General features: G+C 68.0%; 25 protein-coding genes. 13 read left to right on the plus strand and 12 right to left on the minus strand.

The window, feature by feature from the left end; translation table 11 throughout:
* Window position 1: 1 nt before the first annotated feature.
* The 3 genes from AC5Y31_RS00325 to AC5Y31_RS00335 are packed head-to-tail and all read right to left on the minus strand — an operon-like array spanning window position 2 to window position 2,797.
* Entirely contained in the window at window positions 2–400 is a 399-nt protein-coding gene (locus tag AC5Y31_RS00325) for a PaaI family thioesterase (RefSeq protein ID WP_065024631.1), read from the minus strand.
* Window positions 401–407: 7 nt separating this feature from the next.
* Window positions 408–1,322 (minus strand): alpha/beta fold hydrolase, encoded by a 915-nt coding sequence (locus AC5Y31_RS00330; RefSeq protein WP_065024632.1) that lies wholly within the window; start codon window positions 1,320–1,322, stop codon window positions 408–410.
* A 32-nt stretch (window positions 1,323–1,354) separates the two neighbouring features.
* Complete coding sequence (locus AC5Y31_RS00335) at window positions 1,355–2,797, minus strand: adenylate/guanylate cyclase domain-containing protein (RefSeq protein ID WP_499978083.1); 1,443 nt, start codon at window positions 2,795–2,797, stop codon at window positions 1,355–1,357.
* A 269-nt stretch (window positions 2,798–3,066) separates the two neighbouring features.
* Between AC5Y31_RS00335 and AC5Y31_RS00340 the strand changes: the two genes are divergently transcribed.
* The 5 genes from AC5Y31_RS00340 to AC5Y31_RS00360 all read left to right on the plus strand — a co-directional run bounded on the left by AC5Y31_RS00340 (window position 3,067) and on the right by AC5Y31_RS00360 (window position 7,121).
* Window positions 3,067–4,302, plus strand: a complete 1,236-nt coding sequence (locus AC5Y31_RS00340; RefSeq protein ID WP_065024633.1) for an alkane 1-monooxygenase — start codon at window positions 3,067–3,069, stop codon at window positions 4,300–4,302.
* On the plus strand, window positions 4,302–4,469 hold the full coding sequence (locus AC5Y31_RS00345) for a rubredoxin (RefSeq protein WP_065024634.1): 168 nt from the start codon (window positions 4,302–4,304) through the stop codon (window positions 4,467–4,469). Before AC5Y31_RS00340 ends, AC5Y31_RS00345 begins: the two co-directional genes overlap by 1 nt.
* The gene (gene alkX, locus AC5Y31_RS00350; protein ID WP_499977371.1) at window positions 4,466–5,095 is read left to right on the plus strand and encodes a TetR family transcriptional regulator AlkX; all 630 of its coding nucleotides are present in this window, start codon (window positions 4,466–4,468) and stop codon (window positions 5,093–5,095) included. The genes AC5Y31_RS00345 and alkX overlap by 4 nt, the downstream gene beginning before the upstream one ends.
* Before the next feature lie 76 nt (window positions 5,096–5,171).
* Window positions 5,172–6,629: an adenosylhomocysteinase gene (ahcY, locus tag AC5Y31_RS00355; protein ID WP_065024635.1), complete on the plus strand. Its 1,458-nt coding sequence runs from the start codon at window positions 5,172–5,174 to the stop codon at window positions 6,627–6,629.
* A gap of 150 nt (window positions 6,630–6,779) precedes the next feature.
* Window positions 6,780–7,121: a hypothetical protein gene (locus AC5Y31_RS00360; protein WP_499977372.1), complete on the plus strand. Its 342-nt coding sequence runs from the start codon at window positions 6,780–6,782 to the stop codon at window positions 7,119–7,121.
* Window positions 7,122–7,130: 9 nt separating this feature from the next.
* Here the strand turns inward: AC5Y31_RS00360 and AC5Y31_RS00365 are convergent, their stop codons facing one another.
* The gene (locus tag AC5Y31_RS00365) at window positions 7,131–7,520 is read right to left on the minus strand and encodes a hypothetical protein (RefSeq protein ID WP_499977373.1); all 390 of its coding nucleotides are present in this window, start codon (window positions 7,518–7,520) and stop codon (window positions 7,131–7,133) included.
* A gap of 81 nt (window positions 7,521–7,601) precedes the next feature.
* Between AC5Y31_RS00365 and AC5Y31_RS00370 the strand changes: the two genes are divergently transcribed.
* The 5 genes from AC5Y31_RS00370 (at window position 7,602) to AC5Y31_RS00390 (ending at window position 13,504) form a co-directional block, all read left to right on the plus strand.
* Window positions 7,602–8,231 (plus strand): dTMP kinase, encoded by a 630-nt coding sequence (locus AC5Y31_RS00370; RefSeq protein WP_499977374.1) that lies wholly within the window; start codon window positions 7,602–7,604, stop codon window positions 8,229–8,231.
* Window positions 8,232–8,282: 51 nt separating this feature from the next.
* Complete coding sequence (gene mtrA / locus AC5Y31_RS00375; protein WP_019737852.1) at window positions 8,283–8,969, plus strand: two-component system response regulator MtrA; 687 nt, start codon at window positions 8,283–8,285, stop codon at window positions 8,967–8,969.
* Window positions 8,970–8,991: 22 nt separating this feature from the next.
* Window positions 8,992–10,641, plus strand: coding sequence for an MtrAB system histidine kinase MtrB (gene mtrB, locus AC5Y31_RS00380; RefSeq protein WP_499977375.1), 1,650 nt, complete (start codon window positions 8,992–8,994; stop codon window positions 10,639–10,641).
* On the plus strand, window positions 10,641–12,467 hold the full coding sequence (gene lpqB, locus AC5Y31_RS00385) for an MtrAB system accessory lipoprotein LpqB (RefSeq protein ID WP_499977376.1): 1,827 nt from the start codon (window positions 10,641–10,643) through the stop codon (window positions 12,465–12,467). The genes mtrB and lpqB overlap by 1 nt, the downstream gene beginning before the upstream one ends.
* Before the next feature lie 134 nt (window positions 12,468–12,601).
* Window positions 12,602–13,504, plus strand: a complete 903-nt coding sequence (locus tag AC5Y31_RS00390; protein ID WP_499977377.1) for a hypothetical protein — start codon at window positions 12,602–12,604, stop codon at window positions 13,502–13,504.
* 684 nt (window positions 13,505–14,188) lie between these two features.
* On the opposite strand, the gene AC5Y31_RS00395 is transcribed toward AC5Y31_RS00390, so the two are convergent.
* Both AC5Y31_RS00395 and AC5Y31_RS00400 read right to left on the minus strand, forming a co-directional pair.
* Entirely contained in the window at window positions 14,189–14,851 is a 663-nt protein-coding gene (locus tag AC5Y31_RS00395; protein WP_499977378.1) for a DUF8548 family protein, read from the minus strand.
* Between the two features lie 107 nt (window positions 14,852–14,958).
* Complete coding sequence (locus tag AC5Y31_RS00400; protein ID WP_499977379.1) at window positions 14,959–16,401, minus strand: WS/DGAT/MGAT family O-acyltransferase; 1,443 nt, start codon at window positions 16,399–16,401, stop codon at window positions 14,959–14,961.
* A gap of 238 nt (window positions 16,402–16,639) precedes the next feature.
* On the opposite strand from AC5Y31_RS00400, the gene AC5Y31_RS00405 reads away from it, so the two are divergent.
* On the plus strand, window positions 16,640–17,737 hold the full coding sequence (locus AC5Y31_RS00405; protein ID WP_499977380.1) for an Acg family FMN-binding oxidoreductase: 1,098 nt from the start codon (window positions 16,640–16,642) through the stop codon (window positions 17,735–17,737).
* Here AC5Y31_RS00405 and AC5Y31_RS00410 read toward each other — a convergent pair.
* The 6 genes from AC5Y31_RS00410 to AC5Y31_RS00435 form a co-directional block, all read right to left on the minus strand.
* Window positions 17,673–19,382, minus strand: a complete 1,710-nt coding sequence (locus AC5Y31_RS00410) for a GAF domain-containing sensor histidine kinase (RefSeq protein WP_301634282.1) — start codon at window positions 19,380–19,382, stop codon at window positions 17,673–17,675. The two genes, AC5Y31_RS00405 and AC5Y31_RS00410, sit on opposite strands and share 65 nt — an antisense overlap.
* Window positions 19,375–20,043 carry a hypoxia response regulator transcription factor DosR/DevR gene (gene dosR, locus AC5Y31_RS00415; RefSeq protein WP_065024643.1) on the minus strand — a complete coding sequence of 223 codons (669 nt, stop codon included), beginning with the start codon at window positions 20,041–20,043 and terminating at the stop codon, window positions 19,375–19,377. Before dosR ends, AC5Y31_RS00410 begins: the two co-directional genes overlap by 8 nt.
* Window positions 20,040–20,717 carry a universal stress protein gene (locus AC5Y31_RS00420; protein ID WP_499977381.1) on the minus strand — a complete coding sequence of 226 codons (678 nt, stop codon included), beginning with the start codon at window positions 20,715–20,717 and terminating at the stop codon, window positions 20,040–20,042. Before AC5Y31_RS00420 ends, dosR begins: the two co-directional genes overlap by 4 nt.
* Window positions 20,718–20,811: 94 nt before the next feature.
* Entirely contained in the window at window positions 20,812–21,579 is a 768-nt protein-coding gene (locus AC5Y31_RS00425; RefSeq protein WP_065024645.1) for a slipin family protein, read from the minus strand.
* Complete coding sequence (locus tag AC5Y31_RS00430) at window positions 21,572–22,225, minus strand: hypothetical protein (RefSeq protein ID WP_499977382.1); 654 nt, start codon at window positions 22,223–22,225, stop codon at window positions 21,572–21,574. The genes AC5Y31_RS00425 and AC5Y31_RS00430 overlap by 8 nt, the downstream gene beginning before the upstream one ends.
* A gap of 6 nt (window positions 22,226–22,231) precedes the next feature.
* Window positions 22,232–24,577 (minus strand): nitric-oxide reductase large subunit, encoded by a 2,346-nt coding sequence (locus AC5Y31_RS00435; RefSeq protein WP_499977383.1) that lies wholly within the window; start codon window positions 24,575–24,577, stop codon window positions 22,232–22,234.
* Between the two features lie 178 nt (window positions 24,578–24,755).
* Between AC5Y31_RS00435 and AC5Y31_RS00440 the strand changes: the two genes are divergently transcribed.
* Window positions 24,756–25,403: a ComF family protein gene (locus AC5Y31_RS00440; RefSeq protein WP_065024648.1), complete on the plus strand. Its 648-nt coding sequence runs from the start codon at window positions 24,756–24,758 to the stop codon at window positions 25,401–25,403.
* Window positions 25,404–25,534: 131 nt separating this feature from the next.
* A complete protein-coding gene (hpf, locus tag AC5Y31_RS00445; protein WP_082966436.1) occupies window positions 25,535–26,239 on the plus strand; it encodes a ribosome hibernation-promoting factor, HPF/YfiA family in 705 nt (234 codons plus the stop codon).

Raw genomic sequence — 26,239 nt, forward strand, 5'->3', positions numbered from 1 at the left:
GCTACCCGGCGGGCAGTTCGATGGCCGCGAAGTTCACCGTCGCGGTGGCCGCGAGCTCGTCGTCGTTGCCCCGGTAGATGTCGACCTGCACGACCACCGAGCGTCGGCCGGTGCGCAGAATGGCTGCCACCGCCCGGGCCGGTCCGATCTTGATCGGCCGCAGGTAGCGGATGAAGAGATCGGTGGTGGCGATGCCGTTGCCGAATGCCGTGCTGCGAGCGGCGAGCTGCCCGGCCGCGACATCGGCCATGGTGGCGATCAACCCGCCTTGCAGTCCGCCGGCGGTGTTGACCACCCGCTCGTCGACGGGCATCTCCATGGTCAGGGTGCCGTCCGCCGACGGCACTTCCTGCAGGCCGAGCTGGGCGAACAGCTCCCTGATCGATTGGGGCGCGGTCATGGCTCGGTCAGCGCGACTCGACGCGGTCCCAGGCCTCGTCCATGGCGCGCAGAATCTCCTCGGCGCGACCGAGCCCGGCCAGGTGGCTTTCCCCGGCGATCGGATACAGCCGGGCGTCGGGGAGCAGGGAGACGGCGTGTTCCCCGTGCGCGAACGGAACGATGTGGTCGGCGTCGCCATGCCACCAGTGCACCGGCACCTTCACCTCGTCCAGCCGGAAACCCCAGTCACGGGCGAACAGCACGGCGTCGGCGATGGGAGCGGCGAGCTGCTTACGGGAGCCGTTGAGCAGGTCATCGAGGAACATCGCCTTGAACTCCGGCCGGCCCAGCAGCCGACGGTCGCCCTCGGGGGAGATCAGCGCGTAGAGCTCCAGCGCCGGTTCGGCCACCGGCCGGATCATTCGGATCAGACCGGTGGCCAGGATGCTGATCGGGCGCCCGGCGCGCTGCAGCACCGGCTCGGCGATCCGGGCCAGCGTCATCAGGCCGCTGTCGATGGCGTCGGGGCCCACCGCCGGGGCGACCCCGCCGAGGATCCCGGCGGCCACCACCCGCTCGGGCATCGCCGCCGCGCACGCCAGGGTGTAGGGGCCGCCGCCGGACAGCCCGATGACCGCCATCTTGTCGATGCCGAGCGTGTCGGCCACGGTGCGCAGGTCGTCGGCGAACTGGGACACCGTCTGGTACTGATACGGCGTCGAGGAACCGATGCCGGGCCGGTCCACCCCGATCAGGCGAATGTTCGCCTCCTTGGCGTAGACCCGCGCCTCGACCGGGATCTGGCGGCGGGCGCCGGGGGTGCCGTGCAGCCAGAACATCGCGCGGCCCTGCGGAGCGCCGAACTCGGCGAAGCCGAGCTGACGGTCTTCACCGACGGCAATGTTGCCCTCGATCTGCGGGCGGGCGATCGCGTAAACCATGCCCCGAGTGTGGCATGAGTCTGGGAGCTGGGTCACATCCCGGTTGTCGGCATGGACATCACCGTGGGCTGGGCACGCCCGCGCAGCACCGCCGAGCCGTGCCGCGCCCAGTTCCTGCGCTCGTGCTCGTCGGCGCGTTCCAGCGCGGTCTGCGAGCACAGCACGCGGGCGCTGACGGCCTTGGCGCCGTCGGCCAACCGCGCCGCCTCGTTGACGGCGTCACCGACCACCGTGTACTCGTAGCGGTTCTCGCTGCCGATGTTGCCGGCGAACACCGGACCCGCCGAGACGCCGATCCCGAAGTCCACCAACGGCAGTCGGCGAAGCGCGGTGTGCAGGGTGCGGGCGGTGGCCAGCGCCGCCGCGGCCGCACCGTCGACGGGGACCGGGGCGCCGAACACCGCCAGGGCGGCGTCGCCCTGAAACTTGTTGATCGAGCCGTGCTGCGCGTCGACGGCGGCCACCACGATGCGGAAGAAGTCGTTGAGCACCGCGGCGACCTCGTCCGGGGGATGGGTGGCCGCCAACTCCGTCGAACCCACCAGGTCGATGAACAGGATCGCCGCCTCCTGCACGTCGCCGGCGAGCGCGCGCTCCTGCTCGACGGCCAGGCGGGCCACCTCCGGGCCGACATGCCGGCCGAACAGATCCCGCAGCCGGTCGCGTTCGCGCAGGCCGGCCACCATCCGGTTGAATCCGGTTTGCAGCCGGCCGATCTCGGAGTGTTCGTAGACGCTGACCGAGACGTCCATCTCGCCGTGCTGGACCCGGGCCATCGCGGCGACGACCTCGCCGACCGGATCGGAGACCGAACGAGCCACCAGGATCATGGCGCGCATCCCGAGCAGCACCGCGACCAGGCACAGCACCAGCACCGGGGTCTCCACCGAGGCGCTGCGGTCGATGACCCACCCCATCCGCCGGCAGGCGATCAGGACGACGATGGCCGCGGCGGGCAGCGCGCAGGTGATGAACCACATGGTGACCAGCCGGGCCAGCACGCCGGGAGCAGTGGCGCGGACATCGGTATTGCGCCAGGTGGCCGCCACGATCGGCCGGAAGGTGCGGTGGGTGAACAGCATGCTGGTGCACACCGAGGCGGTTCCGCCGAAGACGACGACCATGGCCAGCAGCACGATCAGCCCGACGTCTGTCGAGCGCAGCGCGGCCAGGCCGATGGCCCCGCCGATCACCCAGGTGCCCAGCACGATCGTCGACTGGCGCCGCAAAATGTTGATCGCGCCCTGACGTTGCCCGGCGTCGGGCTGCTGACCGGCGGTGTACCAGCGCAGCGACGGCACGATGTTGGCCGTTCCCGCGATGACCACGGCCAAGGTGCCCAGCCCGACCAGCGCCGCGGTCAGGATCACGTGCTGCGGGCGCAGCAGGATATTGGCGCCGGTGGGGGTTTCACCGCTCAGGGACAGCACCACCGCGATCGCTTCGGCGCTGGTGAGCAGGTGGGCAAAGGCCAGCCCGGTCGCATAGTCGGCGCCGACCCGGAAGGCCGAACGGGGCCGCGAAGCCGCGCTCGAACCCGTCCTCGAACCTGCGCCCGTCATCGCGGTGGTGCCCATCGGTGCGTGCCCTCTGCAGTCAAAGTGCACTCAAAGCTATACGGATCCGTCGACCGCAGTGCGCCAAATCTGTGTGTACAAATTGCCATCGAATGTCTAGACGGCCGACGTACAAACAGGTAATGTCCATCCGCAACGGTGGTCGAACTCACAAGGAGGGGCTCGGGATGGCGCAAACGGGCGCGGCGGCGGCAGCTCCGCAGGCATGGCGGGACAAGAAGCGATACCTGTGGCTGATGGGCTTGATCGCTCCGACCGCACTGTTCACCATGTTGCCGATCATCGCGGCGATGAACCGGCTCGGCTGGCACACCGCCGCGCAGCTGCCGTTCTGGATCGGGCCCATCCTGGTCTACCTGCTGCTGCCCGCGCTGGACCTGCGCTTCGGCGTCGACGGACAGAACGCTCCCGATGAAGCCATGGCGCAGCTGGAGAACGACCGGTACTACCGCTACTGCACGTATGCCTACATCCCGTGCCAGTACGCCAGCGTCGTGCTGGGCGCCTACCTGTTCACCGCCACCGACCTGAGCTGGCTGGGTGTCGAGGGGTCACTCAGCTGGTTCGCCAAAATCGGGCTGGCGCTGTCGGTGGGGGTGCTGGGCGGCGTCGGCATCAACACCGCCCACGAACTGGGCCACAAGCGCGACTTGCTGGAGCGCTGGCTGTCCAAGATCACCCTGGCGCAGAGCTGTTACGGCCACTTCTACATCGAGCACAACCGCGGCCACCACGTGCGGGTGGCCACCCCCGAAGACCCGGCGTCGGGCCGGTTCGGCGAGACGTTCTGGGAGTTCCTGCCGCGCACCGTCGTCGGTGGGCTGCGTTCGGCGTGGCAGCTGGAGGCGGCGCGGCTGCGTCGGCTGGACAAGAGTCCCTGGCGGTTGTCCAACGACGTGCTCAACGCATGGCTGATGTCGGTGGTGTTCTGGGGCGTGCTGATCGCGGTGTTCGGCCCGGCGCTGATCCCGTTCGTCGTCATCCAGGCCGTCTACGGCTTCTCGCTGCTGGAATCGGTGAACTACATCGAGCACTACGGCCTGCTGCGTCAGACCCGCGCCAACGGCCGCTACGAACGCTGCACGCCCGAACACAGCTGGAACTCCGACCATCTGGTCACCAACCTGTTCCTCTACCACCTGCAGCGGCACAGCGACCACCACGCCAACCCGACCCGGCGCTACCAGACGCTGCGCAGCATGGCCGAGGCGCCGAACCTGCCCAGCGGGTACGCGTCGCTGATCGGGCTGACCTATATCCCGCCGCTGTGGCGGAAGCTGATGGATCACCGAGTGCTGGCGCACTACGGCGGCGACATCACCCGGGCCAACATCGACCCGCGCCGGCGGAAGAAGATCCTGGCCCGCTACGGGGCCAGCGACATCGAGCGGGCGGCCGCGTGATGGCGAGCTACCGCTGCCCGGGCTGCGACTACGTCTACGACGAGGCGCTCGGCGCACCCCGGGAAGGATTTCCGGCCGGCACGGCGTGGGCGCAGATCCCCGAGGATTGGTGCTGCCCGGACTGCGCGGTCCGCGAGAAGCAAGACTTCGAACAGGTCCAGGCGTGACACCCACTAATCTCGCGGTGGTGAAACGCATTCCCTACGCCGAGGCATCCCGGGCGCTGCTGCGCGACTCGGTGCTCGACGCGATGCGGGAGCTGCTGACCAGCCGGGACTGGTCGTCGATCACGCTGGCCGCGGTGGCGGAGGCGGCCGGCGTCAGCAGACAGACCATCTACAACGAGTTCGGCTCGCGCCAGGGCCTGGCGCAGGGCTATGCCATCCGGCTGGCCGACCGGCTCGTCGACTCCGTCGAGCGCGCGATCTACGGCAACGTCGGCGACGTCCATGCCGCGTTCCTGGAAGGGTTCCGGTCCTTCTTCTCCTCCTCGGCCGCCGACCCGCTGGTGATCTCGCTGCTGACCGGTGTCGCCAAGCCCGACCTGCTGCAGATCATCACCACCGACAGCGGCCCGATCATCACCCGCTGCTCGCAGCGGCTCACGTCGTCGTTCATGCACAGCTGGGTCAAGGCCAGCGAGGAAGACGCCGGCATCCTGGCCCGGGCCATCGTGCGACTGGCCATGAGCTACGTCTCGATGCCCCCCGAAGCCGACCACGATGTGGCCGCTGACCTGGCCCGATTGTTCACCCCGGCGGCAGAGACCTATGGGGTCATCGGCGGCGATTGACCCGCTCGAGCATTCTCCGACCTCCGCCGGTAGCTTGTAGCGGAGCTGATTTCACTGAACCTACGGGGGCGCACTGATGAGTTTGACCGCGGACAGCCGCAACGGCATCGACTACAAGGTGGCCGACCTGTCGCAGGCCGAGTACGGCCGCAAGGAGATCCGGCTGGCCGAGCACGAGATGCCCGGCCTGATGGCGCTGCGTAACGAGTACCACGGCGTCAACCCGCTCAAGGGCGCCCGCATCACCGGCTCGCTGCACATGACGATCCAGACCGCGGTGCTCATCGAGACCCTGGTCGACCTGGGCGCAGAGGTCCGCTGGGCGTCCTGCAACATCTTCTCCACCCAGGACCATGCCGCCGCTGCGGTCGTCGTCGGGCCGCACGGCACCGTCGAGGAGCCCAAGGGCACCCCGGTGTTCGCCTGGAAGGGTGAGAGCCTGGAGGAGTACTGGTGGTGCGCCGAGCAGGCCCTGACCTGGGACGGCGAGCCGGCCAACATGATCCTCGACGACGGCGGCGACGCCACCATGATGGTGCTGCGCGGCGCCCAGTACGAGAAGGCCGGCGTGGTCCCGCCGGCTGAGGACGGCGACTCGCACGAGTGGAAGGTCTTCCTGAACACCCTGCGCGAGCGTTTCGAGACCGACAAGACCAAGTGGACCAAGATCGCCGAGTCGGTCAAGGGCGTCACCGAGGAGACCACCACCGGCGTGCTGCGCCTGTACCAGCTGGCTGCCGCCGGTGAGCTGGTGTTCCCGGCGATCAACGTCAACGACTCGGTCACCAAGAGCAAGTTCGACAACAAGTACGGTTGCCGGCACTCGCTGATCGACGGCATCAACCGCGGCACCGACGCACTGATCGGCGGCAAGAAGGCCCTGGTCTGCGGCTTCGGCGACGTCGGCAAGGGCTCCGCGGAGTCGCTCAAGGGCCAGGGCGCCCGGGTGACGGTCACCGAGATCGACCCGATCAACGCGCTGCAGGCGCTGATGGAGGGCTACGACGTCCAGACCGTCGAGCAGGCCATCGGCGACGCCGACATCGTCATCACCACGACCGGCAACAAGGACATCATCACCCTCGAGCACATGAAGGCGATGAAGAACCAGGCCATCCTGGGCAACATCGGGCACTTCGACAACGAGATCGACATGGCCGCCCTCGAGACCTCCGGCGCCACCCGCGACAACGTCAAGCCGCAGGTCGACGTGTGGACCTTCGGTGACACCGGCAAGTCGATCATCGTGCTTTCCGAGGGCCGGCTGCTCAACCTGGGCAACGCCACCGGGCACCCGTCGTTCGTGATGAGCAACAGCTTCTCCAACCAGGTCATCGCCCAGATCGAGCTGTGGACCAAGGGCGATGAGTACGACAACGAGGTCTACCGGCTGCCCAAGCACCTCGACGAGAAGGTGGCCCGCATCCACGTCGAGGCGCTCGGCGGCACGCTGACCAAGCTGACCAAGGACCAGGCCGAGTACATCGGCGTCGACGTCGAAGGCCCCTACAAGCCGGACCACTACCGGTACTGATCTTTAGGCCTGGCAAAACCCCCGTTCCGGCGCCGGAACGGGGGTTTTTGCGCGGGGAACCTCCCGCGTGCGAGAGCCGCCGAGGCGGCGGGTCTCCGCTCCGAGGACTACGGTGGATGCAGAAGCTGATGAAGAGGGGAGACTGAGTCCATGAGTTCATCGCGATCGATTTCCACAGCGATCAGCCGCATCGCGGGTGCCGCCGTGCTGGCCGGCGCCATGGCGGTCATCGGTGTTCCCGCCGGTGAGGTCGCTGTCGCGGCGGCCAGCCCCGCGGTCGCCGGTCCCTTCGTTCCCGCTGACCTACCGCCCGGCGTCGATGGGATGCCGTTGGGCGGCGGCTGGGGACACGGCGGTGGCGGTCACGGTGGTGGCGGCCACGGCGGTTGGGGCCACGGCAACGTGGGCAAAGGCAATTGGGGCAACAACGGCTGGATCAACGGCGGCCGGATCAATGGATTCATTCACAGCGGAGGGCGCGGCGGCTGGTAGGCCAGCCGCTCAGCGCTTGGCGTGAGCCATGATCTCCGCCGGCGTGCCGCAGGCTTTTGCGTCACTGATCGACGGCCACCGGTCGGGCATCCCGGACTGATCCGGTCCACCATCATCGCCCTCGGGCGGGTCGATCGGGTGGCTGCCCGCGAAATCGATGACTCGCTGGATCTCTTCGGGCGTATAGCCGTTGTGGGACTGGGTGAGCACGAAGTCGCTGTAGGCGACACACAGCGCCTGGTAGGCGGGCTTGATGCTGTTGGAGGCCGCGTACTCGGTTTTGCCGTGGGTGACGAAAGCGAAGAACGCCGCTATTGAAGCGGCCACTGCGGCGATCACGGCGGCAGCCGCCGTGATCCAGTTCGCCCCGCTGCGTCGAGAACCTGTATCTGCGGTCATGAGCTTCCCCCTGGGTCGGCGGATGTCAGTTTAGCGGTCAGCGGTACTCCGGGTGGCAGGAAACGTGGGTAGGCTGCCGCCGTGCTGATTGCGATCGAAGGGGTCGACGGTGCCGGCAAGAACACCCTGAGCCGGGGCCTGCGGACGGCGTTCGAAGCCGCCGGGAAATCGGTGGCCACCTGCGCGTTCCCGCGCTACGGCAGCTCGGTGACCGCCGACGTCGCCGCCGAGGCGCTGCGCGGGCAGCACGGCGACCTGGCCGATTCGGTGTACGCGATGGCGTTGCTGTTCGCGCTGGACCGGGCCGGCGCCAAAGAGGAGATCGCGGGCCTGCACACCAGCCACGACGTGGTGATCCTGGACCGGTATGTGGCCTCCAGTGCGGCCTACAGCGCCGCCCGGCTGCATCAGGACGCCGGCGGCGAGGTGGTGGGCTGGGTGCGGCAGCTGGAATTCGAGCGGCTGCAGCTGCCCGCGCCGGACTGGCAGATCCTCCTGGACGTCCCCGCCGAACTCGCCGCCCAGCGCGCCCGGAATCGCGAGGCGCACGACACCGCCCGGGCCCGCGACAGCTACGAGCGCGACGACGGTCTGCAGCGCCGCACCGGCGAGGTGTACCGCGGACTGGCCCGGGCCGGGTTCGCCGGGCGGTGGCAGCTGGCCGGCCCGACGGTCTCGGCGGCCGAGCTGGCCGGCGCTCTGCACGTTTAACCTGCGAAACACGCGCGTGGTAGCAGGATTTTGTCTCGATCTGATGACACGATGTACGCCATGAGGCAAAGGATTCTCGTCGTCGACGACGACGCTTCGCTGGCCGAGATGCTCACCATCGTGCTGCGCGGGGAGGGTTTCGACACCGCGGTCGTCGGTGACGGCACCCAGGCGCTCACCGCGGTGCACGAGCTGCGGCCCGATCTGGTGCTGCTGGACCTGATGCTGCCCGGCATGAACGGCATCGACGTGTGCCGGGTGCTGCGCAAGGACTCCGGGGTGCCGATCGTGATGCTCACCGCCAAGACCGACACCGTCGACGTGGTGCTCGGTCTGGAGTCGGGCGCCGACGACTACATCATGAAGCCGTTCAAGCCCAAGGAACTGGTGGCCCGGGTGCGCGCGCGGCTGCGCCGCAACGACGACGAGCCGGCCGAGATGCTCTCCATCGCCGACATCGACATCGATGTACCGGCGCACAAGGTGAGTCGTGCCGGTGAGCAGATCTCCCTGACGCCCTTGGAGTTCGACTTGCTGGTGGCCCTGGCACGCAAGCCGCGCCAGGTGTTTACTCGTGAAGTGCTCCTCGAACAGGTCTGGGGATACCGGCATCCGGCCGACACCCGGCTGGTGAACGTGCACGTCCAGCGCCTGCGGGCCAAGGTGGAGCAAGACCCGGAGAACCCGACCGTGGTGCTGACCGTTCGAGGAGTGGGTTACAAGGCCGGACCTCCGTGATCCCCACCGGGGAGCGGCGCACGTGATCTTCAGCTCCAGACGGCGCCCCCGGCGGTCGGGTCCCCTGCTGCTCGGCGTGAACACGCTGCGCCGCGCGGCGCAGGTCGCCTGGCGCCGGTCACTGCAGCTGCGGGTTGTGGTGCTCACGATGGGGTTGTCGGCTGCGGTCATCCTGGCGCTCGGATTCGTTTTGACCAGCCAGATCACCGACCGGGTGCTGGAGGTCAAGGTTCGGGCGGCCACCGAGCAGATCGAGCGGGCCCGCGTCACGGCCGGCGGCATCGTCGGCGGTGAGGAGGCCCGCTCGCTGACCTCGAGCCTGCAACTGGCCCGCAACACGCTGATGAGCAAAACCGGCCCGGCCGCCGGCAGCGGAACCGCGGGCGCGTTCGACGCGGTGCTGGTGGTGCTCGGCGAAGGCCCGCGGGCGGCGACCACCGCCGGGCCGGTCGAGCAGGTGCCGGCCGCACTGCGCGAATTCGTCAAGGCCGGACAGGTCAGCTACCAGTACGCCCCCGTGCACGTGGAGGGGTTTTCCGGCCCGGCGCTGGTGATCGGGACGCCGACGACGTCGCGGATCACCAACCTGGAGCTGTACCTGATCTACCCGCTGGGGACCGAGCGCAACACGATCAGCATGGTGCGCGGCACCATCGCCACCGGCGGCCTGGTGCTGCTGGTGCTGCTGGCCGGCATTGCGCTTTTGGTGTCCCGCCAGGTGGTGCTGCCGGTGCGGTCGGCCTCGCGGATCGCCGAACGGTTCGCCGAGGGGCACCTGTCCGAACGCATGCCGGTACGCGGCGAAGACGACATGGCCCGGCTCGCGGTCTCGTTCAACGACATGGCCGAGAGCCTGTCGCGCCAGATCACCCAGCTCGAAGAGTTCGGTAACCTGCAGCGCCGGTTCACCTCCGACGTCAGCCATGAGCTGCGCACCCCGCTGACCACTGTGCGGATGGCCGCCGACCTCATCCACGACCACAGCGAAGACCTGGAGCCCTCGCTGCGACGGTCCACCGAGCTGCTGGTCAGCGAACTCGACCGGTTCGAGTCCTTGCTCAACGACCTGCTGGAGATCTCCCGGCACGACGCCGGGGTGGCCGAGCTGTCGGTGGAGTCGGTGGACCTGCGCTCGACGGTCAAGAGCGCGCTGGACAACGTGGGACATCTGGCCGCCGAGGCCGGCGTCGAGCTGCGGGTGGACCTGCCGAGCGAAGGGGTGATCGCCGAGGTGGATCCGCGCCGGGTGGAACGCATCCTGCGCAACCTGATCGCCAATGCGATCGACCACGCCGAGCACAAGCCGGTGGTGATCCGGATGCGCGCCGACGACGACACCGTCGCGGTCACGGTCCGCGACCACGGGGTGGGGCTGCGGCCGGGGGAGGAGAAGCTGGTGTTCAGCCGGTTCTGGCGCGCTGACCCCTCGCGGGTGCGGCGCTCCGGGGGGACCGGGCTGGGGCTGGCGATCAGCGTCGAGGACGCCCGGCTGCACCAAGGCCGGCTGGAGGCCTGGGGCGAACCCGGCAAGGGCGCCTGCTTCCGGCTGACCCTGCCGCTGGTGCGCGGCCACAAGGTCACCACCAGCCCGCTGCCGATGAAGCCGGTGACCGCCGCCGAGCGCCGCGAGCGTCGGCAGCGGGCGCGTGAACACGCCGAGCGGAGCGGGTGATGGCGCGGGTTCGGATGCGGCGGTCCAGCTTCGTCTCTCCTGCGTCGAGCCTCGCTAACCGCCGGCTGCACGCGGTGGCGCTGATACTCGCCCTGATAAGTACCGCCCTGGCGTTGGCGGGCTGCGCCGGAGTGCCCAGCACATCGGCCCCGCAGGCGATCGGCACCGTGCAGGCGCCGCCGCCGACGGTGCTGCCCAAACCCACCCCGGGCATGGACCCCGATGTGCTGTTGCGCGAATTCCTCAAAGCGACCGCCGACCCGGCCAACCGGCACCGCGCGGCACGGCAGTTCCTCACCCAGTCGGCGTCGGATGCCTGGGACGACGCCGGCAGTGCGCTGCTGATCGACAACGTGGTGTTCGTCGAGACCCGCAGCGCCGACCGGGTCGCGGTCACCATGCGCGCCGACATGCTGGGTTCGCTGTCGGACATGGGGGTGTTCGAGACCGCCGAGGGCGCCCTGCCCGCCCCGGAGCCGATCGAACTGCTCAAGACCTCCGACGGCTGGCGCATCGACCGGCTGCCCAACGGAGTCTTCTTGGACTGGCAGCAGTTTCAGGCCACCTACAAGCGCAACACGCTGTATTTCGTCGACCCGACCGGCAAGACGGTGGTTCCCGATCCGCGCTACGTCGCGGTGTCCGACCCCGACCAGTTGGCCACCGAGCTGGTGTCCAAGCTGATCGCCGGCCCGCGCCCGGAGATGGCCGGGGTGCGCAACCTGCTGGCGGCACCGTTGCGGCTGCGCGGTCCGGTGACCCGGGCCGACGGCGGCAAGAGCGGGGTGGGCCGCGGCTACGGTGGGGCGAAGATCGACCTGGACAGCCTGTCGACCACCGACCCCAACAGCAGGCAATTGCTTGCCGCCCAACTGATCTGGACGCTGGCGCGGGCGGACATCAAGGGCCCGTACGTGATCACTGCCGACGGTGCGGCGCTCGACGACCGGTTCCCGGATGGCTGGACGACCTCCGATGTGGCCACCACCGACCCGGGCGCCTCCGACGGCGCCGGCGCCGGAATACATGCGCTGGTCGGCGGGTCGCTGCTCGTCCTGGACGGACAGCAGGCCAACCGGGTGCCCGGGGCGTTCGGGCGGGAACCCGACCAGGAGGCGGCGGCGTTGTCGCGCAACGGACGTCAGGTGGCCTCGGTGGTGGTGCACCCGGGTGCCCCCGACCCGCCGGCCACGTTGTGGATCGGAGACCTCGGCGGCGAGGCGGTGCAGGCCGCCGAGGGGCACACCCTGTCGCGGCCGAGCTGGTCGCTGGACGAAGCGGTATGGGTGGTCGTGGACGGCAACAACGTGCTGCGCGCGATCCAAGAGGTGGCCTCGGGCCGCCCGGCCCGGATCCCGGTGGACTCCGGGGCGATCAACGCGCGGTTCCCCGGACCGATCAGCGAGCTGCAGCTGTCCCGCGACGGCACCCGGGCCGCCATGGTGATCGGCGGACAGGTGATCCTGGCCGGCGTCGAGCAGACCGCGGCCGGCCAGTTCGTGCTGAACTATCCGCGCCGGCTGGGCTTCGGGCTCGGCTCCTCGGTGGTGTCGCTGAGCTGGCGCACCGGCGACGACATCGTGGTGAGCCGATCCGACCCGAAGCACCCGGTGTCCTACGTCAACATCGACGGGGTGAACTCCGATGCGCCCAACGGCAATCTGCAGCTGCCGGTGTCCACGATCGTCGCCGACCCGTCCACGGTCTATGTGGCCGACCCGCGCGGGGTGTTGGCGCTGTCGTCGTCGCGGGCCGAGGACGAACAGAGCTGGTCGCCGCTGGGCCCGTTCATGGTCGCCGGCGCACAGCCGGTGCTGCCGGGCTGAGCCGTAGCGGGGAGGTTGTCAGAGTTCGCCGATACTGTCCGTCTATTGATCTGCTCCGATCTGCTCGTCTGGCTTGCTTGATCGATGTAGGTCGGCATTATGGTCAGGTAACTACGCAGAGGGGATAGCTGTCGGTGGCGCAGGAACCGTACATTGATCAGTTGAGGCGACTGAATCGCAAATCAGACTTGGCGAATGCGCTCAACGCTGCACAGCTCCTCCAGCACCAGCGGATCATCTCTCAGAACAGGGAACTTCTCGATCTGCGGCATCAGCAGCTCGCTGAGGAACGTCAGTACCGCTTCAAGATGTGGCTCCAGTCGCCGGCGGGTGTGGATTTTTCGGCGTGGTACACGAAGGCGTCCGATCTGCTCGCCGCGATACGTGCTTTTGACGAGGCTTGGCAAGGCGTCTGGGCCGCCGAGGTCGGTGCTGCTGTGCCACCGCAGGAGCGGCAGCAGGTCACCACTAATCGCTATCTGCCGAGGCCAGTACCGGTGGCCGTCAAGAAGGCGCTCAACCCGATCCTGCTAGGTGGCGCGACCGCATTCTTTTTGTTGGTTGTCGTCACGGACATGGTGGGGCGGGTGTTCGATGGCTGGTACTGGGTGATACTGATCTTGCTTGCCGTCTCGGCTGGTGCGCTCACCTGGACATCGCTGTTTGACGATCCCAATTTTGCCCGGGCTGAAGAAGCGATGGCAAATAGATTGCGCGCCAGGAGGATTGACCTGTTCGGGGTAGATCCTCTGACTGCGCCAGCTCCGGGTTGGTCTGTGAATTGCGAAGATATCGCGATTCGGCAATCGATAGAGGCGGTGATGGAGAATGCGCCGATGCAATTTCCTGGGCGAGGGGAATTGCCGGATCTCCGCGCTCCTCGATGTGTAGATCCGGCCACCGTTCGCCTGGCGCCGCATCGGGATCTGCTCGCGGTCAGCCCTTTCGCGCCACTGGGCTCGGCATTGCAGGCATTGTCGGACAGTGATGGAGCAGGGGACAGTGGCAGTCCAGCTATTTCTAACGAGGAGCGGTGATATCGCCACAGGGACACCCTGACTACAGGGCGATGGGTGGCCCTGCAAACCTCCGATTTGCTACGTTCACGAGCGTTGCGGTGGCATTGACAGTGTTGGCCGTTGGGGTGGTAGTTGCGATCCTTCAAGGCGACCGGTACTCGGAATCCTCCGTCGTAGGATCACGTCCGACGGTCACTACTCGGACGGCACCTCCATCCCGGCCGGGATTGCCTTCGGCGCAACCGGTACCAGAACAGCGATCAACCACGCAACGGATACCTGAACGGAGCGACAATCAGTTGCGGTGGGGATTCCAATCCCCGTCGGGAAATATCGGCTGTCTCCTGGATGGTCTGGTGAGTCCGGCCACAGTGAGCTGCGTAATCCGAGAACACACGTACGCCGCCCCAGAGTCGTTGAGTCCGGGCTGCGCACCCGAAGATCCGCATCGGTTCGACATGACCGAAGGCCAGTCGCCATCTATAGCGTGTGCTGCCGGGTTGGGCGATTTTGGTCTTCCCGTTCAGCAGTACGGAAAGCCACTGTCGGCAGGCAGCATCACCTGCGTAACTCATATCGATGCCGGTGTCACATGCAACGACGACCGAACCGGGCATTTCTTTCAGGTTGCGCGCCAAGCGTATACCGCTGGTTGAGCGCGTTGCTTGTCTCCGGACCGGGCGGAAACTCGGCAACCAAGCTCTAGCTGCGGCGGGGGTTGCTCATGTGCCGCCAGATGGAATGATCGAGGTCGGAGCTGGACATTTCAAGCTGTTCGGCAGCTGCCGACACCAACGCGGTAACGGCGTCAGGGCCCGGGCGCCCTCCGATGGCCTCACTGACGAATCGGGTAACTAGAGTGTCGGGTTTGACTCCATCGGTACCAAGGAGCATGAGGAAATAGGACCAGGTAACTGGGCCAAGACCGACAGTGCCGCAGTAGGCGATCTTCTGCTCGGGAGAATTCCGGTCGACATCGGTTGCGTGCCTTACGCCAGCTTCGCTGAGCCGCCTAGCGCAGTTGACGATCGCCTCAACCTTGAGGACGCCGCCCGTCTTCTGCCGGTTGGCGAGTGTCTCCGACAATTGTGTCGGTTCGATATCCGCTAGAATTTCCAGGTCGTCCCACTCAGTGCGTCCCGATGCGGCCTGGTACCGCTTGAGCGAGCCGCGGACGCCGGTGTCCGCAGTGACGCCGTATCGCGCGCGGATCGACAGAGCGGCATCGATCAACGCGAGTTCGATGCTTTGAGGCCAGCCACCTGGCGATTTGCGGATTGTGATGGTCGATTTGATGGTCGTCACCAGATGTTCGACGTCTGCTGAGAACGGTGCCATGCCACCAACTTTCTGAATACCGGTCATTCGATAGCCCAGTAAACCAAGCGCCTACGACGTCTTCGCCGGTTCAACAAGGATGCCCGGTTGCAGGGCGGTAACGCAGGTTGATCGGCGATACTGCGGATCTTCGCCTATCCCGTCGCCACCAGTGACGGGCGCCGGTGTTCGGCGTGCTCCCGGTTAGTCTTGCGCCGCTTGGCGGCGGCCACCAGCCGGGCCACCGCCGTCTCGATGCTGCGGGCGAATTCGTCGACGTCGGGCATGGTGTCGTAATCGGCCAGTACGCCGAAGAACAGGCTCTCGGCGTAGCTCAGCATCGCCACCCCGGTACGCAGCTGCAGCGCGATCGGCGGCACCGGGAGCACGTCGAGCACCGTGCGGCCCATGATGTGCAGGGTCTGCGACGGACCCGGCACATTGGTCGCGATGGTGGTGACGCCCTGTTGAGGCAGCCGCGTCAACAGCCGCACCGCCCATGCGGTCAGCGGGAACGGAATGTGGTTGGCCGCCGAGACGAACGCACTGCCGGCTTGGCGCTGCCCGGTGCGCTTGGTTCGGCTCAGCCGCGCGTGCACCAGTTTCAGCCGCCGCACCGGGTTGTCCTCCTCCACCGGCAGGTAGGGCAGCATCACCGACACCCGGTTGTCGGTCGCGTCGACGGCGTCGCCGCCGCGGGTGGACACCGGCACCAACGTGCGCAGCGTTTCGGGCAGCGGGCGTTCGCCGCGGCGGTGCAGCATGCCGCGGTAGGCCTCGGTCAAACCGGCCAGCGCGACATCGTTGAGGGTCACGTCGAACGCCTGACAGATCTGGTGGACGTCGGCGAGCGATACCTTCGCCGAGCTGTACCGGCGCATCGCGCTCATCGGTCCGTTCAACGAGGTGGGGGTGCCCTGGTGCAGCAGCCCGGCCGACAACTCGACGGTGCCGCGGGCGGCCCGTAGGGCCGCGGCGCTGATCGCGGTCGACACATTCCACAGATCGGCGGCCCAGGCCGCCGGGCTGGTATTCACGGCGGGAAGCCCGAAATGCCATTCGCCCGAATGCGATTCGTGCGAGCCCCGAAGGTGGCCGGCGAAACTCGCCACCCCGTCGCCGAGGTCGCCGCTTTCATCGCAGAGCCCGGTGAACAGGTGCGAGGTCGCGATCCCGTCGCCGATACAGTGGTGAATTTTGACCAGCATGGCCCACCGGTCGCCGGTCAGCCCCTCGATCACCCAGATGTGCCACAGCGGCCGATCCCTATCCAGCCGGCGTGCCATCTGGTCGGCGACGAAGCCGAACAGTTCGGCGTCGCCGCCCGGGTCCGGCAGCGCGACTCGCCGCAGGTGATGCGCCATGTCGAAGTCGGGATCGGCCACCCACTGCGGCGGCGCCAGGTCGAACGGGTGCACCAGCAGTTTCTGGCCGAACCGCCGGCAGCCGCTGATCCGCGCACCCAACGCGGAGACCAGGGCGGCGTAATCCGGCGGCGGCCCTTCCAAGATGACCAGGCCGCCGATCGCCAGGCTGATGTGGCGGTCGGAGTCCTCGGCCTCCAGAAAACCCGCGTCCAGTGTGGTCAGTTGCTCCATGATGCGGACCTCCCGCCTGCGTCCGCTCCTTATGATCCGCCCGCACCGGCCGGGGCCGGCAGGGCCAGAAGTCCCTACTCACCGACGCTTGCGACCCGGTGGCCCAAAGTCCTTTCCAGCCGGGGCCTTCCTGCCCTGTGCGGACCTACCGGCCCAGGAGCATGGTGAAAAAGTCACGGGTCCTTGGGTTCGGTGCCAGATCGGCTCAAGACCGTGCCGGAAGAATGGGGGCCGGATCATGGATGACCAGCCTGCCGGCTACCCGGACCCCGCGGCCGTCCGAGAGACCGTTCGCACTGCGCTTGAGCTGGCGATCCGCGCACCGTCGGTGCACAATTCCCAGCCGTGGCGCTGGCGGGTGCAGACGGCGACACAGCCGCCTCGGCTGGAGCTGTTCGCCGACCTCGGCCTGCACCTGCGCAGCGTGGATCCCGACGGCCGCGGTCTGATCCTGAGTTGCGGCGCGGCGCTGCACCATTGCGTGGTCGCCCTCGCCGCGCTGGGTTGGCGCAGCAAGGTCCACCGGCTGCCCGATCCGGCCCACCCCGAGCACCTGGCGTCGATCGAACTGTTCGGGCCAGCTCCCGGGCGGCTTTCCGAACAGGTCCCCGAGCAGATTGACGTGGCACTGGCTGCGGCGATACCGCGGCGGCGCACCGACCGCCGCTACTTCAGCGGCTGGCCGGTGGCGGCGGCCGACGTTGCGCTGATGGGTGCCCGCGCCGCCCGCGCGGGGGTGATGCTGCGCCGAATCGACGCGTTCGACCGGCTGAATGCGGTTGTGGCGCAAGCTGTCTTCGCCCACCGCAGCGACTATGACTACCTCGCCGAGCTGGCGAGGTGGAGCGGTCGGTACGGGTCGGTGGCCGGCGTCCCGGCACGCAGTGTTCCGGCGCCGAGTGCCGGCACGCCGATTCCGGGGCGGCTGTTCGCCGACCCGCTGCTGGCCCAGCCGCCCGGTGCCGGTCCGGCCCAGGACCGCGCGGTGATGCTGGCGTTGGGCACCGACGACGACGACCGGCTGGCGCAACTGCGTGCCGGTGAGGCCACCAGCGTGGTGTTGCTGACCGCGACGGCGCTGGGGTTGGCCAGCTGCCCGGTCACCGAGCCACTCGAGATCGCCGAAACCCGCGCCGCGGTACGCCGCGACGTCTTCGGCACCAGCGGCTATCCACAGATGTTGCTGCGGGTGGGCTGGGCCCCGATCAACGCCGACCCGCTGCCGGCGACCCCGCGACGCTTCCTCGATGACATCGTGGAGTGGCTGCCTGCTACGTCATCAGCGGTGCGGACCAGCGCAGTACGGTGCCGCCGCCCGGGGCCGGTTCGATGCTGAAGGCGCCGCCGGCCTGCGCGGCGCGCTGGCGCAGGTTGTCCAGGCCGCTGGGGGTGATGACCTCCGGCATCCCGCGGCCGTTGTCGGTCACCTCGATGGCCAGGTCGTCTTCGACCTTGATCTGCACGCTCAACGCGGTGGCGCCGGAATGCCGAACCGCATTGCTGACCGCCTCGGAGACCACTGCCTCGGCGTGATCGGCCAGCGCCGGTTCGACCACCGACAGCGGGCCGACGAACTGCACGGTGGTGTGCAGCCCCGATCCGGAGAACTGCGCGACGGCGTTGTCCAGCCGCTGCCGCAGCCGGGTCACCGCCGAGGAGGTCCCGTGCAGATCGAAGATGGTGGTGCGGATCTCGCCGATGATCTCCTGCAGGTCATCCACCGCGTCGCTCAACCGGCGCTGCACCGCGGCGGAGCGGGCCCGCGGAATGGTGCCCTGCAAGGACAATCCGACGGCGAACAGTCGCTGGATCACATGGTCATGAAGGTCGCGGGCGATGCGATCCCGGTCGGTGACCACGTCGAGTTCGTGCATGCGGCGCTGCGACGTGGCCAACTGCCAGGCCAACGCGGCCTGGTCGGCGAACGCGGCCATCATGTCGAGTTGTTCGACACTGAACGGATTCGCGGAGCCGTTTCGCGCCACCACGACGACGCCGGCCACCGCGTCCGCGGCGCGCAACGGCAGGATCAGAGCCGGGCCGGTCACGTCGACGCCGGCCAACCCCAGCCGGTCCACCTTGCGCGGCATGCGCCGGGCGAATGCCTCGCCGACCGGGGTCCCGGTGACCGGGATGGTGTCACCGGCGATCATCTCCATTGCCGCGCCCAAGGTTTCGACCACCAAGAGTTCTTTGACGTCGGCGTCGAAGGTGTCCGCTTCCAGCGGGATGGCCACCAGCGCCGACTCGGCGCCGGTGAGCTTGCTGGCTTCCTCGGCGATCAGCCGGAACACCGTGCTGGGATCCGTTCCGGACAACAGTTCAGTGGCGATGTCACGGGTGGATTCGATCCAGGATTGGCGCGCCTTGGCCTGTGCGTACAACCGGGCGTTGGCGATGGCGATCCCGGCGGCGGCCGCCAGTGCCTGCACCAGCACTTCGTCATCCTCGCTGAACGGCAGCCCATTGGCCTTCTCGGTGAGATACAGATTGCCGAAGACCTCGTCCTGCACCCCCACCGGCACGCCGAGGAAGGTGCGCATTATCGGGTGGTATGACGGAAACCCCACCGACGCAGGGTGTTTGGTGAGGTCATCGAGGCGCAGCGGGCGGGGTTCGTCGATCAGCAGGCCCACCACGCCCATGCCTTCGGGCAGCCGCCCGATCCGCGCGAAGGTGTCGTCGTCGATGCCCTCGTAAACGAACTCCCGCATCCGGCGGTCGTGGTCGTGCACTTCCAGCGCACCGTATTTGGCCTCGACCAGGTTGGTGGCGGTCTGCACGATGGAGCGCAGTGTGGCGTCGAGCTCCAGCCCGGAGGTGACCACCAGCATCGCCGCCAGGAGACCGTCGAGGCGGTCGCGGCCCTCCACGATCTGCTCGACCCGGTCCTGCACTCCGACCAGCAGTTCGCGTAGCCGCAACTGGGACAGCGTGTCGCGCAGGGGGCCCGGGCCGTCGGGGGATGCGTCGTCAGACATTCCGCGAGCGCTCGAGTTTGGTGGCGAAGACGGCGGCCTGGGTTCGGCGTTCCATGCCCAGCTTGGCCAGCAGTCGCGACACGTAGTTCTTCACGGTTTTCTCCGCCAGGAACATCCGGTCGGCGATCTGCTTGTTGGTCAGGCCTTCGGCGAGCAGGCCCAGCAGGATGCGTTCCTGTTCGGACAGCCCCGACAGCGGGTCGGGCTTGGCGGTGGCGCCGCGCAGTTTGGCCATCAGTGCGGCGGCGGCACGGTTGTCGAGCAGCGAGCGTCCGGCGCCGACGTCCTTGACGGCGCGGGCCAGCTCCATGCCCTTGATGTCCTTGACGATGTAGCCGCTGGCACCGGCCAGGATGGCATCGAGCATCGCCTCGTCGGAGGTGAACGAGGTGAGGATCAGGCAGCGCAGCTCCGGCATGCGGGACAGCAGATCACGGCACAGCTCGATGCCGTTGCCGTCCGGCAGGCGTACGTCGAGCACCGCCACGTCGGGCCGCAGGGCCGGGATGCGCGCCAGCGCCTCGGCGACCGATCCGGCCTCGCCGACGACGTCGAGTTCCGGATCGGCGCCGAGCAGGTCGATCAGGCCGCGGCGCACCACTTCGTGATCGTCGACCAGAAAGACCGTGACGGTGGCGCGCCCTTTCGCCGCGGCGGTCATCGCGGCGTCCCGCCGACGGTGAGCACCGAACAGCCGCCGGTGCCGCCGGCCCAGCCCAGGCTGCGCCGATCGCGAGTTCCCGAGACGAACAGCTGGATCGACTCGGCGTGCGCGGCGAGGTAGCCCTCGACGTCACCGGAGGTGACCAGCTGCAGCGGCGCGTGACGCAGCTCGGCTTCGGCCCTGGCCCATCCCAGCACGGTCTTATTGTCCGGTGACGCATCGATTTCGGCAACGATCGCCCCGTCGTGTCGGGGAGTGCCGGGGCCGCGGATCACGGCCACCGGGCAGTCGGTCGATCCGGCCAGCGCGGCGGCGGTCGAACCGGCGCGATGGCAGGTGTGGGCCACCCCGACCGATCCCACCACGACCATTGCCGCCGAGTGGGACAGTTCGATCAAGGTGGCGAGCGGGTTTCCGTGCAGCGCCTCGGTTTGGACTTGCACGCCGGCGGTGGCCCGGGCCGCCTGGCGGGCCTGCGACAGCGCGCTGGAGGCGGCGGCCTGCGGGTCGGGGGGTTCGGCCGGATCGCCGGCCGAATGGATGACATAGACCAGCTTCAGCGGCAGGTTCCGATCGGCCGCTTCGCCGGCCGCCCAGACCGCGGCGCTGTGCGCGGCCGGCGACCCGTCGATACCGACGACGACCGCCTGTGTTGACTCCCGATCACCCATGATGGCTCCCGACTGGCCGGCCGGACGTCGACCGCGCCCGGCACTGCCCAGGGTAACCGCGCCGACACGCCGAGAGCAGGGCCATTGGTCCATCTCAGCGTCTGGGTGCGCCGCCCCCCAGAAACGGGGTGATGATGTCCACCGGCAGCGGGAAGACCACGGTGGAGTTCTGGTCGGCGCCGAGCTCCAAAAGGGTTTGCAGGTAACGCAGTTGCAGCGACGCGGGATTGCGCGACAGCGTCTCGGCGGCCTGGCTCAGTTCCTCGGAGGCCTGGAGCTCACCGCGGGCGTTGATCACCTTCGCGCGCCGTTCGCGCTCGGCCTCGGCTTCGCGGGCCATCGCGCGCTGCATCGACTCCGGGATCTCCACGTCCTTGATCTCGACCACCCGGACCTGCACGCCCCACGGCTCGGTCTGGGTGTCGATGATGGTGCGCAGGTCGGCGTTGAGGTCGTCTCGGTGCGCCAGCAGGGTGTCCAGATCGGCCCGGCCCAGCAGCGAGCGCAGGGTGGTCTGGGCGATCTGGGAGGTGGCCACCGCGTAGTTCTCCACCGCGAGAATCGCTTTGAGCGGATCGACCACCTGGAACATCACCACCGCGTTCACCCGGGCGGGCACGTTGTCGCGGGTGATCACCTCCTGCGGGGGGATCGTCAGCGTCACCACCCGCTGGTCGACGCGGATCATCTTGTCCACCAGCGGAACCAGGATCCGCAGTCCCGGCTGATACAGGGGGCGGGCATGCCCGACCCGGAAGACGACGCCCCGCTCGTATTCCCGCAAAACGTGGATCGAGAAGTAGGCGAGCGCAGCCAGTACCGCGATCACGATCACCGCCACGGTGATCAGGCCCTCACTCATTGACGCGCTGCCTCCTCGAGTTCGAAAAGCCGCCCCAGCGGGTGGAGTATCGGTCGATGGCCGCTTCGACCTGGTCGAGCTGCGCCTGCGGGTCGATCCGGTGCGGTCTGTCGTGCGGGGCGTCCTGTGGGGGGTTTGAGGGAGTGTTCCACAGATGGCGGAGCAGTGGGGAGCCGCCGGCGAGCACGATCAGGATCGCTGCGGCCAGCACCAGCACATCGGCGGGCCGGTGGTTGCCGATCAGTGCCGCCAGCGGCATCACCACCCCGAATCCGGCCACCGCGCAGGCGATGCCACGGTGGAACCGGCCCGCCTCGGAATGCGGCCAGGGGTCGACCGGCCGGCTGATCTGCCGACCATGATTCGACGTGGTGCAGGTGTCCTTGACCGGGCAGGCGTTGCAGATCGACGGCGTGGCCTGGTACCGCATCACCCGGTTGTCCGGGTCGAACGAGGTCGGCCAGAGCCACTGGTCCTCCGGGCATTTCCAGGCGTCGTGATCTTCGTGGTAGGTGAACTTTCCGGTGCGCCACTGGGCGGCGCGATCGGAGGTCCGCTTGGCCATGCCGTCGAAGCCCCACGCGAAGGCGAGCAGGAGCAGCGCGTAGCCCGACATCAGCCACACCCATGCTCCCGGCATCGTCATCGTCGATCAGCCCTGTGTCGCGGCTTCGGTCTCGGTCGCGTCGGTCGCCACCGAGGTGTACAGCGCGTGCTCCGGCAACTCGTCGACGGTCTGACCGGAACGGAAGTGCCGCAGTGCAATCCAGGCGATCCAGCAGAACGGCACGACGCCGCCGACGATCAGGATCGCATCGCCTGGCAACCGCAGCCACTCCAACACGGCGTTGCCCGGCTGAGTGATGTAACCCAGCGACCGCGCTTCGAAGTAGCCGGCGTTGACCGAGTGGAACAACTGCAGCACACCCAGCGGCAGCAGGGTGACGAACACCATCCAGGCCAGGCCGATGTTCATGCACCAGAACGACAGCCGGGCCAGCTTGTTCGGCCACTTGTCCGCCGGGATCACATACCGGAAGGCGAACATCGCCAGGGCCACCGCGAGCATGCCGTACACCCCGAACATCGCCGCGTGCGCGTGGTTGGCGGTCAGCGCGGTGCCGATCTCGTAGTAGGACACCACCGGAAGGTTGATCAGGAAGCCGAAGATGCCCGCGCCCAAGAAGTTCCAGAACCCGACCGCGACCAAGAACATCACCGCCCAGCGCGCCGGGAAGTTGTGCTCACCGCCGGCTTCCTGGCGAGCGCCCAGCTGCAGGAATGCCCATGCCTCCACGGTCAAGAAGGTCAGCGGGATGACCTCGGCGGCGGAGAAGAAGGCACCCAGCGCCATGTGTTCGACCGGGGTGCCGGAGAAGTACAGGTGGTGCATGGTGCCGATCACGCCGCCGGCGGAGTACAAGATGATGTCGAGGAAGATCACCAGCAGCGCAACCTTCTCCCGCACCACCCCGAGCTGGACGAACAGGTAGGCCACCATCGCGGTGGTGAACAGCTCCAGGAAGTCCTCGACCCACAGGTGCACCATCCAGAACCGCCAGAAGTCGGCGACCGAGAAGTGCGTCTCGCTGCCGGCGAGCAGGCTGACCGCGTAGAAGGCCGGGATGGTCAGGCCGGTGAAGAAGAACACCCAGGGCAGGTTCATCCGCGAGGTGCTGGCCAGCTTGGAGCGCATGCCGCGCCAGATGATGAAGATCCACAGGAACAACCCGACGATCAGCAACAGCTGGAATACCCGCGGCAGGTCCAGGAACTCCCACTGCTGCGACAGCACGGTGCCGGGCTCGACCTTGCCGAAGATCGACAGCGCCTCGAATCCCAGGGACCCGAAGACCACCACGGCGAGCGCTCCGAGCAGGCCGTATACCAGCCACGACTGCTTGGCGGGCTCGCGGCGGGTGATGAAGGGCACCAAGAAGATGCCGCCGGCCAAAAACGCTGCGGCGGTCCAGAACAGCGACAGTTGCAGGTGCCAGGTGCGGGCCAGGTTGTAGGGCAGGAACTTGGCGAGGTCGATCCCGTAGAACTCCGCCAGGTCCGCGCGGTAGTGCTCGACGGCGCCGCCGAGCAGTGTCTGGATCAAGAACAGCACCGCGACGACGGCGAAGATCCAGACCGCGGCCCGCTGGGAGCGGGTCAGCGGCACCTCGCCGGGTTGACGGAACTCGAGCCTTGTCGTCTCGGCGCCGTGCCAGCCGATGTTCTGGCTCCACCGGCCGTAGACGGTGAACATGATCCCGATCCCGCCGAGCAGCGCGATGAGGGACAGCACCGACCACACCACGACCGATCCGGTGGGGCCGTTGTCCACGCGCGGCTCCGAGGGCCAGTTGTTGGTGTAGCTGTAGGCGTGGCCGGGCCGGTCGGCCGCCGACGCCCACGCGGTCCAGGCGAAGAACGCGGTCACGTCGCGGATCTCGCCCGGGTCGGTCATCATGTGCGGCAGCAGGCCGTATTTGGTGGAGGCTTCGCCGAAATAGTCGGCGTAGTGCCGCTGGATATCGGTGAACGCGCGGGCCTGTTTGTCGGTGAAGACCAGGGTGCCGGTGTCGGCGTTGTAGCGGTTGGTCCGGAACTCGGCGACCACATCGTCGTGCGGGCTGGTCACGCCCTGCGCCTCGAACTGGCCGGTGACATTGTCGGTGGCCATCCGCAGGTATTCGGCGGTGTAGTCCGGGCCCAGGTAGGCGCCGTGGCCCAGCACCGAGCCGTACTGCATCAGTCCGCGGGCCTGGAACAGGGTTTGGCCGCGGGTGATGTCGTCGCCGGTGAACAGTTGTTGTCCGGTCTCGGTGACCACTTTGTCCGGCATCGGCATCGATGCGGTGTAGGTGCGGTAGGCCAGGATGCCCATCACCAGGAATCCGAAGATCATCACCAGGGCCACGCCTTGGGCCCAGCCTTTGCCGATCAACGCCGTGGCGCCACCGGATTCGGGCTCTGCTGACGTGTCCAACTGCGTTGGTTTGGAGGTCATGGACGGCGACGCTAACAGTATCGAGGAATAAAATTCGTGAATCTGTAAGGGACCTCACGGTTTCGGCGTTTGGTGATGCTGCTACTGCGGACTAAAGGCCCCTTGACATGCGAATACGACATGACGTAGCACGACTTTTAGGGGCCGGTTGTCGGTGGCCGGTGCCAGTCTCGAGCGCATGCTCGACGGTGGGTTGGATCTGGTGCTTCCCCGGCAGTGCGGTGGCTGCGGCGCCCCGGCCACCGGTTGGTGCGCCGGCTGCGCGGCGCAGCTCGCCGTCGGGCCCGACGAGCCCCGCCTGGCCAGTCCGCGGCTCGACCCGCAGGTGCCGGTGTTCGCGCTGGGCCGCTACGCCGGGGCCCGCCGTCAGGCGATAGTCGCGGTGAAGGAGCGGGGGCGCACCGACCTGATCGCGCCGCTGGCTCTACCGCTGGCCGTCGCGCTGTACCGGTTGCTGTGCTGGGGGATGCTCGACCTGCCGCTGACGATCATTCCCGCGCCCACCCGGCGCAGTGCCGCCCGCCGCCGCGGCGGTGACCCGATCGGGCGGATCGCGGCCGCGGCGTCGGCCCGGCTTCCAGGCCTCACGGTGGCGCCGGCGCTGCGGATGCGGGCACTGACCCGGGACTCGGTCGGGCTGGGCAGCGGCGCCCGCGAACGCAACGTCGACGGCCGGGTGGTGCTGAGCCGGCGCCGGCTGCCCCCCGGTGACGTACTGATCGTCGACGACGTCGTCACCACCGGCGCCACCCTGGCCGAGTCGGTGCGGGTGCTGCGTTCCGGCGGTGTTGCGGTGGCCGCCGCATTGGTGATCGCGGCGGCTTGATGGCGGTGCGGCCACCAACTCGCAACGGGTCCGTCAAAGCAGTGGCACGTATCCGGCGGCATGGCTACGGTCGTCATCAAGGACGGGAACCGTGAGTACGTGGTCGAGACGACGAGAAAAGAGTGTCGAGCATGGTAAGTCAATTCGTGGAAACCAGCCGTGCGCCGGTCGATGCCGACGAGAGCCTCGATCAGTCGGGCGCCGAAATCGTGGTCAAGGGCCGCAACGTCGAGATACCGGACCACTTTCGGGTCTATGTCTCGCAGAAGCTGGCCCGCCTGGAGCGGCTGGACCGTTCCATTCGCCTGTTCGACGTCGAGCTCAAGCACGCGAACAACCGCCGGCAGCGAAAGTCCTGCCAGCAGATCGACATCACCGCGCACGGCCGCGGGCCGGTGGTCCGGGGCGAGGCCCGTGCCAACAGCTTCTACGCCGCCTTCGAGGCCGCGATCGACCGCCTGGAGAGCCGGCTGCGCCGAGGCAAAGGCCGCCGCAACGTCTCCTACGGCGACAAGACTCCGGTCTCGGTGGCCGAGGCGACCGCGCTGGATCCGGAACTCCTGGCTGCGGCGTTCAACCGGGACGGCATCGCCGAACCGGACCGCGACGGGTCCGGGCACACCGACGGCGCGCTGCATGATGGCCACGACCACGAACCGGGCCAGATCGTCCGCACCAAGGAGCACTCCGCGACGCCGATGTCCGTCGACGATGCGCTGTATGAGATGGAGCTCGTCGGGCACGACTTCTTCCTGTTCCATGACAAGCAGACCGACCAACCCTCGGTGGTCTATCGCCGGCACGCCTATGACTACGGCTTGATCCGTTTGGTGTGA

It is taken from the genome of Mycobacterium sp. NGS18 (assembly GCF_059813185.1).

Excerpts from the sequence above, each read along its gene's own strand:
- AC5Y31_RS00325 (WP_065024631.1), bottom strand. The coding sequence starts at position 400 with ATGACCGCGCCCCAATCGATCAGGGAGCTGTTCGCCCAGCTCGGCCTG.
- AC5Y31_RS00330 (WP_065024632.1), bottom strand. The coding sequence starts at position 1,322 with ATGGTTTACGCGATCGCCCGCCCGCAGATCGAGGGCAACATTGCCGTC.
- AC5Y31_RS00340 (WP_065024633.1), top strand. The coding sequence starts at position 3,067 with ATGGCGCAAACGGGCGCGGCGGCGGCAGCTCCGCAGGCATGGCGGGAC.
- AC5Y31_RS00345 (WP_065024634.1), top strand. The coding sequence starts at position 4,302 with ATGGCGAGCTACCGCTGCCCGGGCTGCGACTACGTCTACGACGAGGCG.
- ahcY (WP_065024635.1), top strand. The coding sequence starts at position 5,172 with ATGAGTTTGACCGCGGACAGCCGCAACGGCATCGACTACAAGGTGGCC.
- AC5Y31_RS00360 (WP_499977372.1), top strand. The coding sequence starts at position 6,780 with ATGAGTTCATCGCGATCGATTTCCACAGCGATCAGCCGCATCGCGGGT.
- AC5Y31_RS00365 (WP_499977373.1), bottom strand. The coding sequence starts at position 7,520 with ATGACCGCAGATACAGGTTCTCGACGCAGCGGGGCGAACTGGATCACG.
- mtrA (WP_019737852.1), top strand. The coding sequence starts at position 8,283 with ATGTACGCCATGAGGCAAAGGATTCTCGTCGTCGACGACGACGCTTCG.
- lpqB (WP_499977376.1), top strand. The coding sequence starts at position 10,641 with ATGGCGCGGGTTCGGATGCGGCGGTCCAGCTTCGTCTCTCCTGCGTCG.
- AC5Y31_RS00395 (WP_499977378.1), bottom strand. The coding sequence starts at position 14,851 with ATGACCGGTATTCAGAAAGTTGGTGGCATGGCACCGTTCTCAGCAGAC.
- AC5Y31_RS00400 (WP_499977379.1), bottom strand. The coding sequence starts at position 16,401 with ATGGAGCAACTGACCACACTGGACGCGGGTTTTCTGGAGGCCGAGGAC.
- AC5Y31_RS00405 (WP_499977380.1), top strand. The coding sequence starts at position 16,640 with ATGGATGACCAGCCTGCCGGCTACCCGGACCCCGCGGCCGTCCGAGAG.
- AC5Y31_RS00410 (WP_301634282.1), bottom strand. The coding sequence starts at position 19,382 with ATGTCTGACGACGCATCCCCCGACGGCCCGGGCCCCCTGCGCGACACG.
- dosR (WP_065024643.1), bottom strand. The coding sequence starts at position 20,043 with ATGACCGCCGCGGCGAAAGGGCGCGCCACCGTCACGGTCTTTCTGGTC.
- AC5Y31_RS00420 (WP_499977381.1), bottom strand. The coding sequence starts at position 20,717 with ATGGGTGATCGGGAGTCAACACAGGCGGTCGTCGTCGGTATCGACGGG.
- AC5Y31_RS00425 (WP_065024645.1), bottom strand. The coding sequence starts at position 21,579 with ATGAGTGAGGGCCTGATCACCGTGGCGGTGATCGTGATCGCGGTACTG.
- AC5Y31_RS00430 (WP_499977382.1), bottom strand. The coding sequence starts at position 22,225 with ATGACGATGCCGGGAGCATGGGTGTGGCTGATGTCGGGCTACGCGCTG.
- AC5Y31_RS00435 (WP_499977383.1), bottom strand. The coding sequence starts at position 24,577 with ATGACCTCCAAACCAACGCAGTTGGACACGTCAGCAGAGCCCGAATCC.
- AC5Y31_RS00440 (WP_065024648.1), top strand. The coding sequence starts at position 24,756 with ATGCTCGACGGTGGGTTGGATCTGGTGCTTCCCCGGCAGTGCGGTGGC.
- hpf (WP_082966436.1), top strand. The coding sequence starts at position 25,535 with ATGGTAAGTCAATTCGTGGAAACCAGCCGTGCGCCGGTCGATGCCGAC.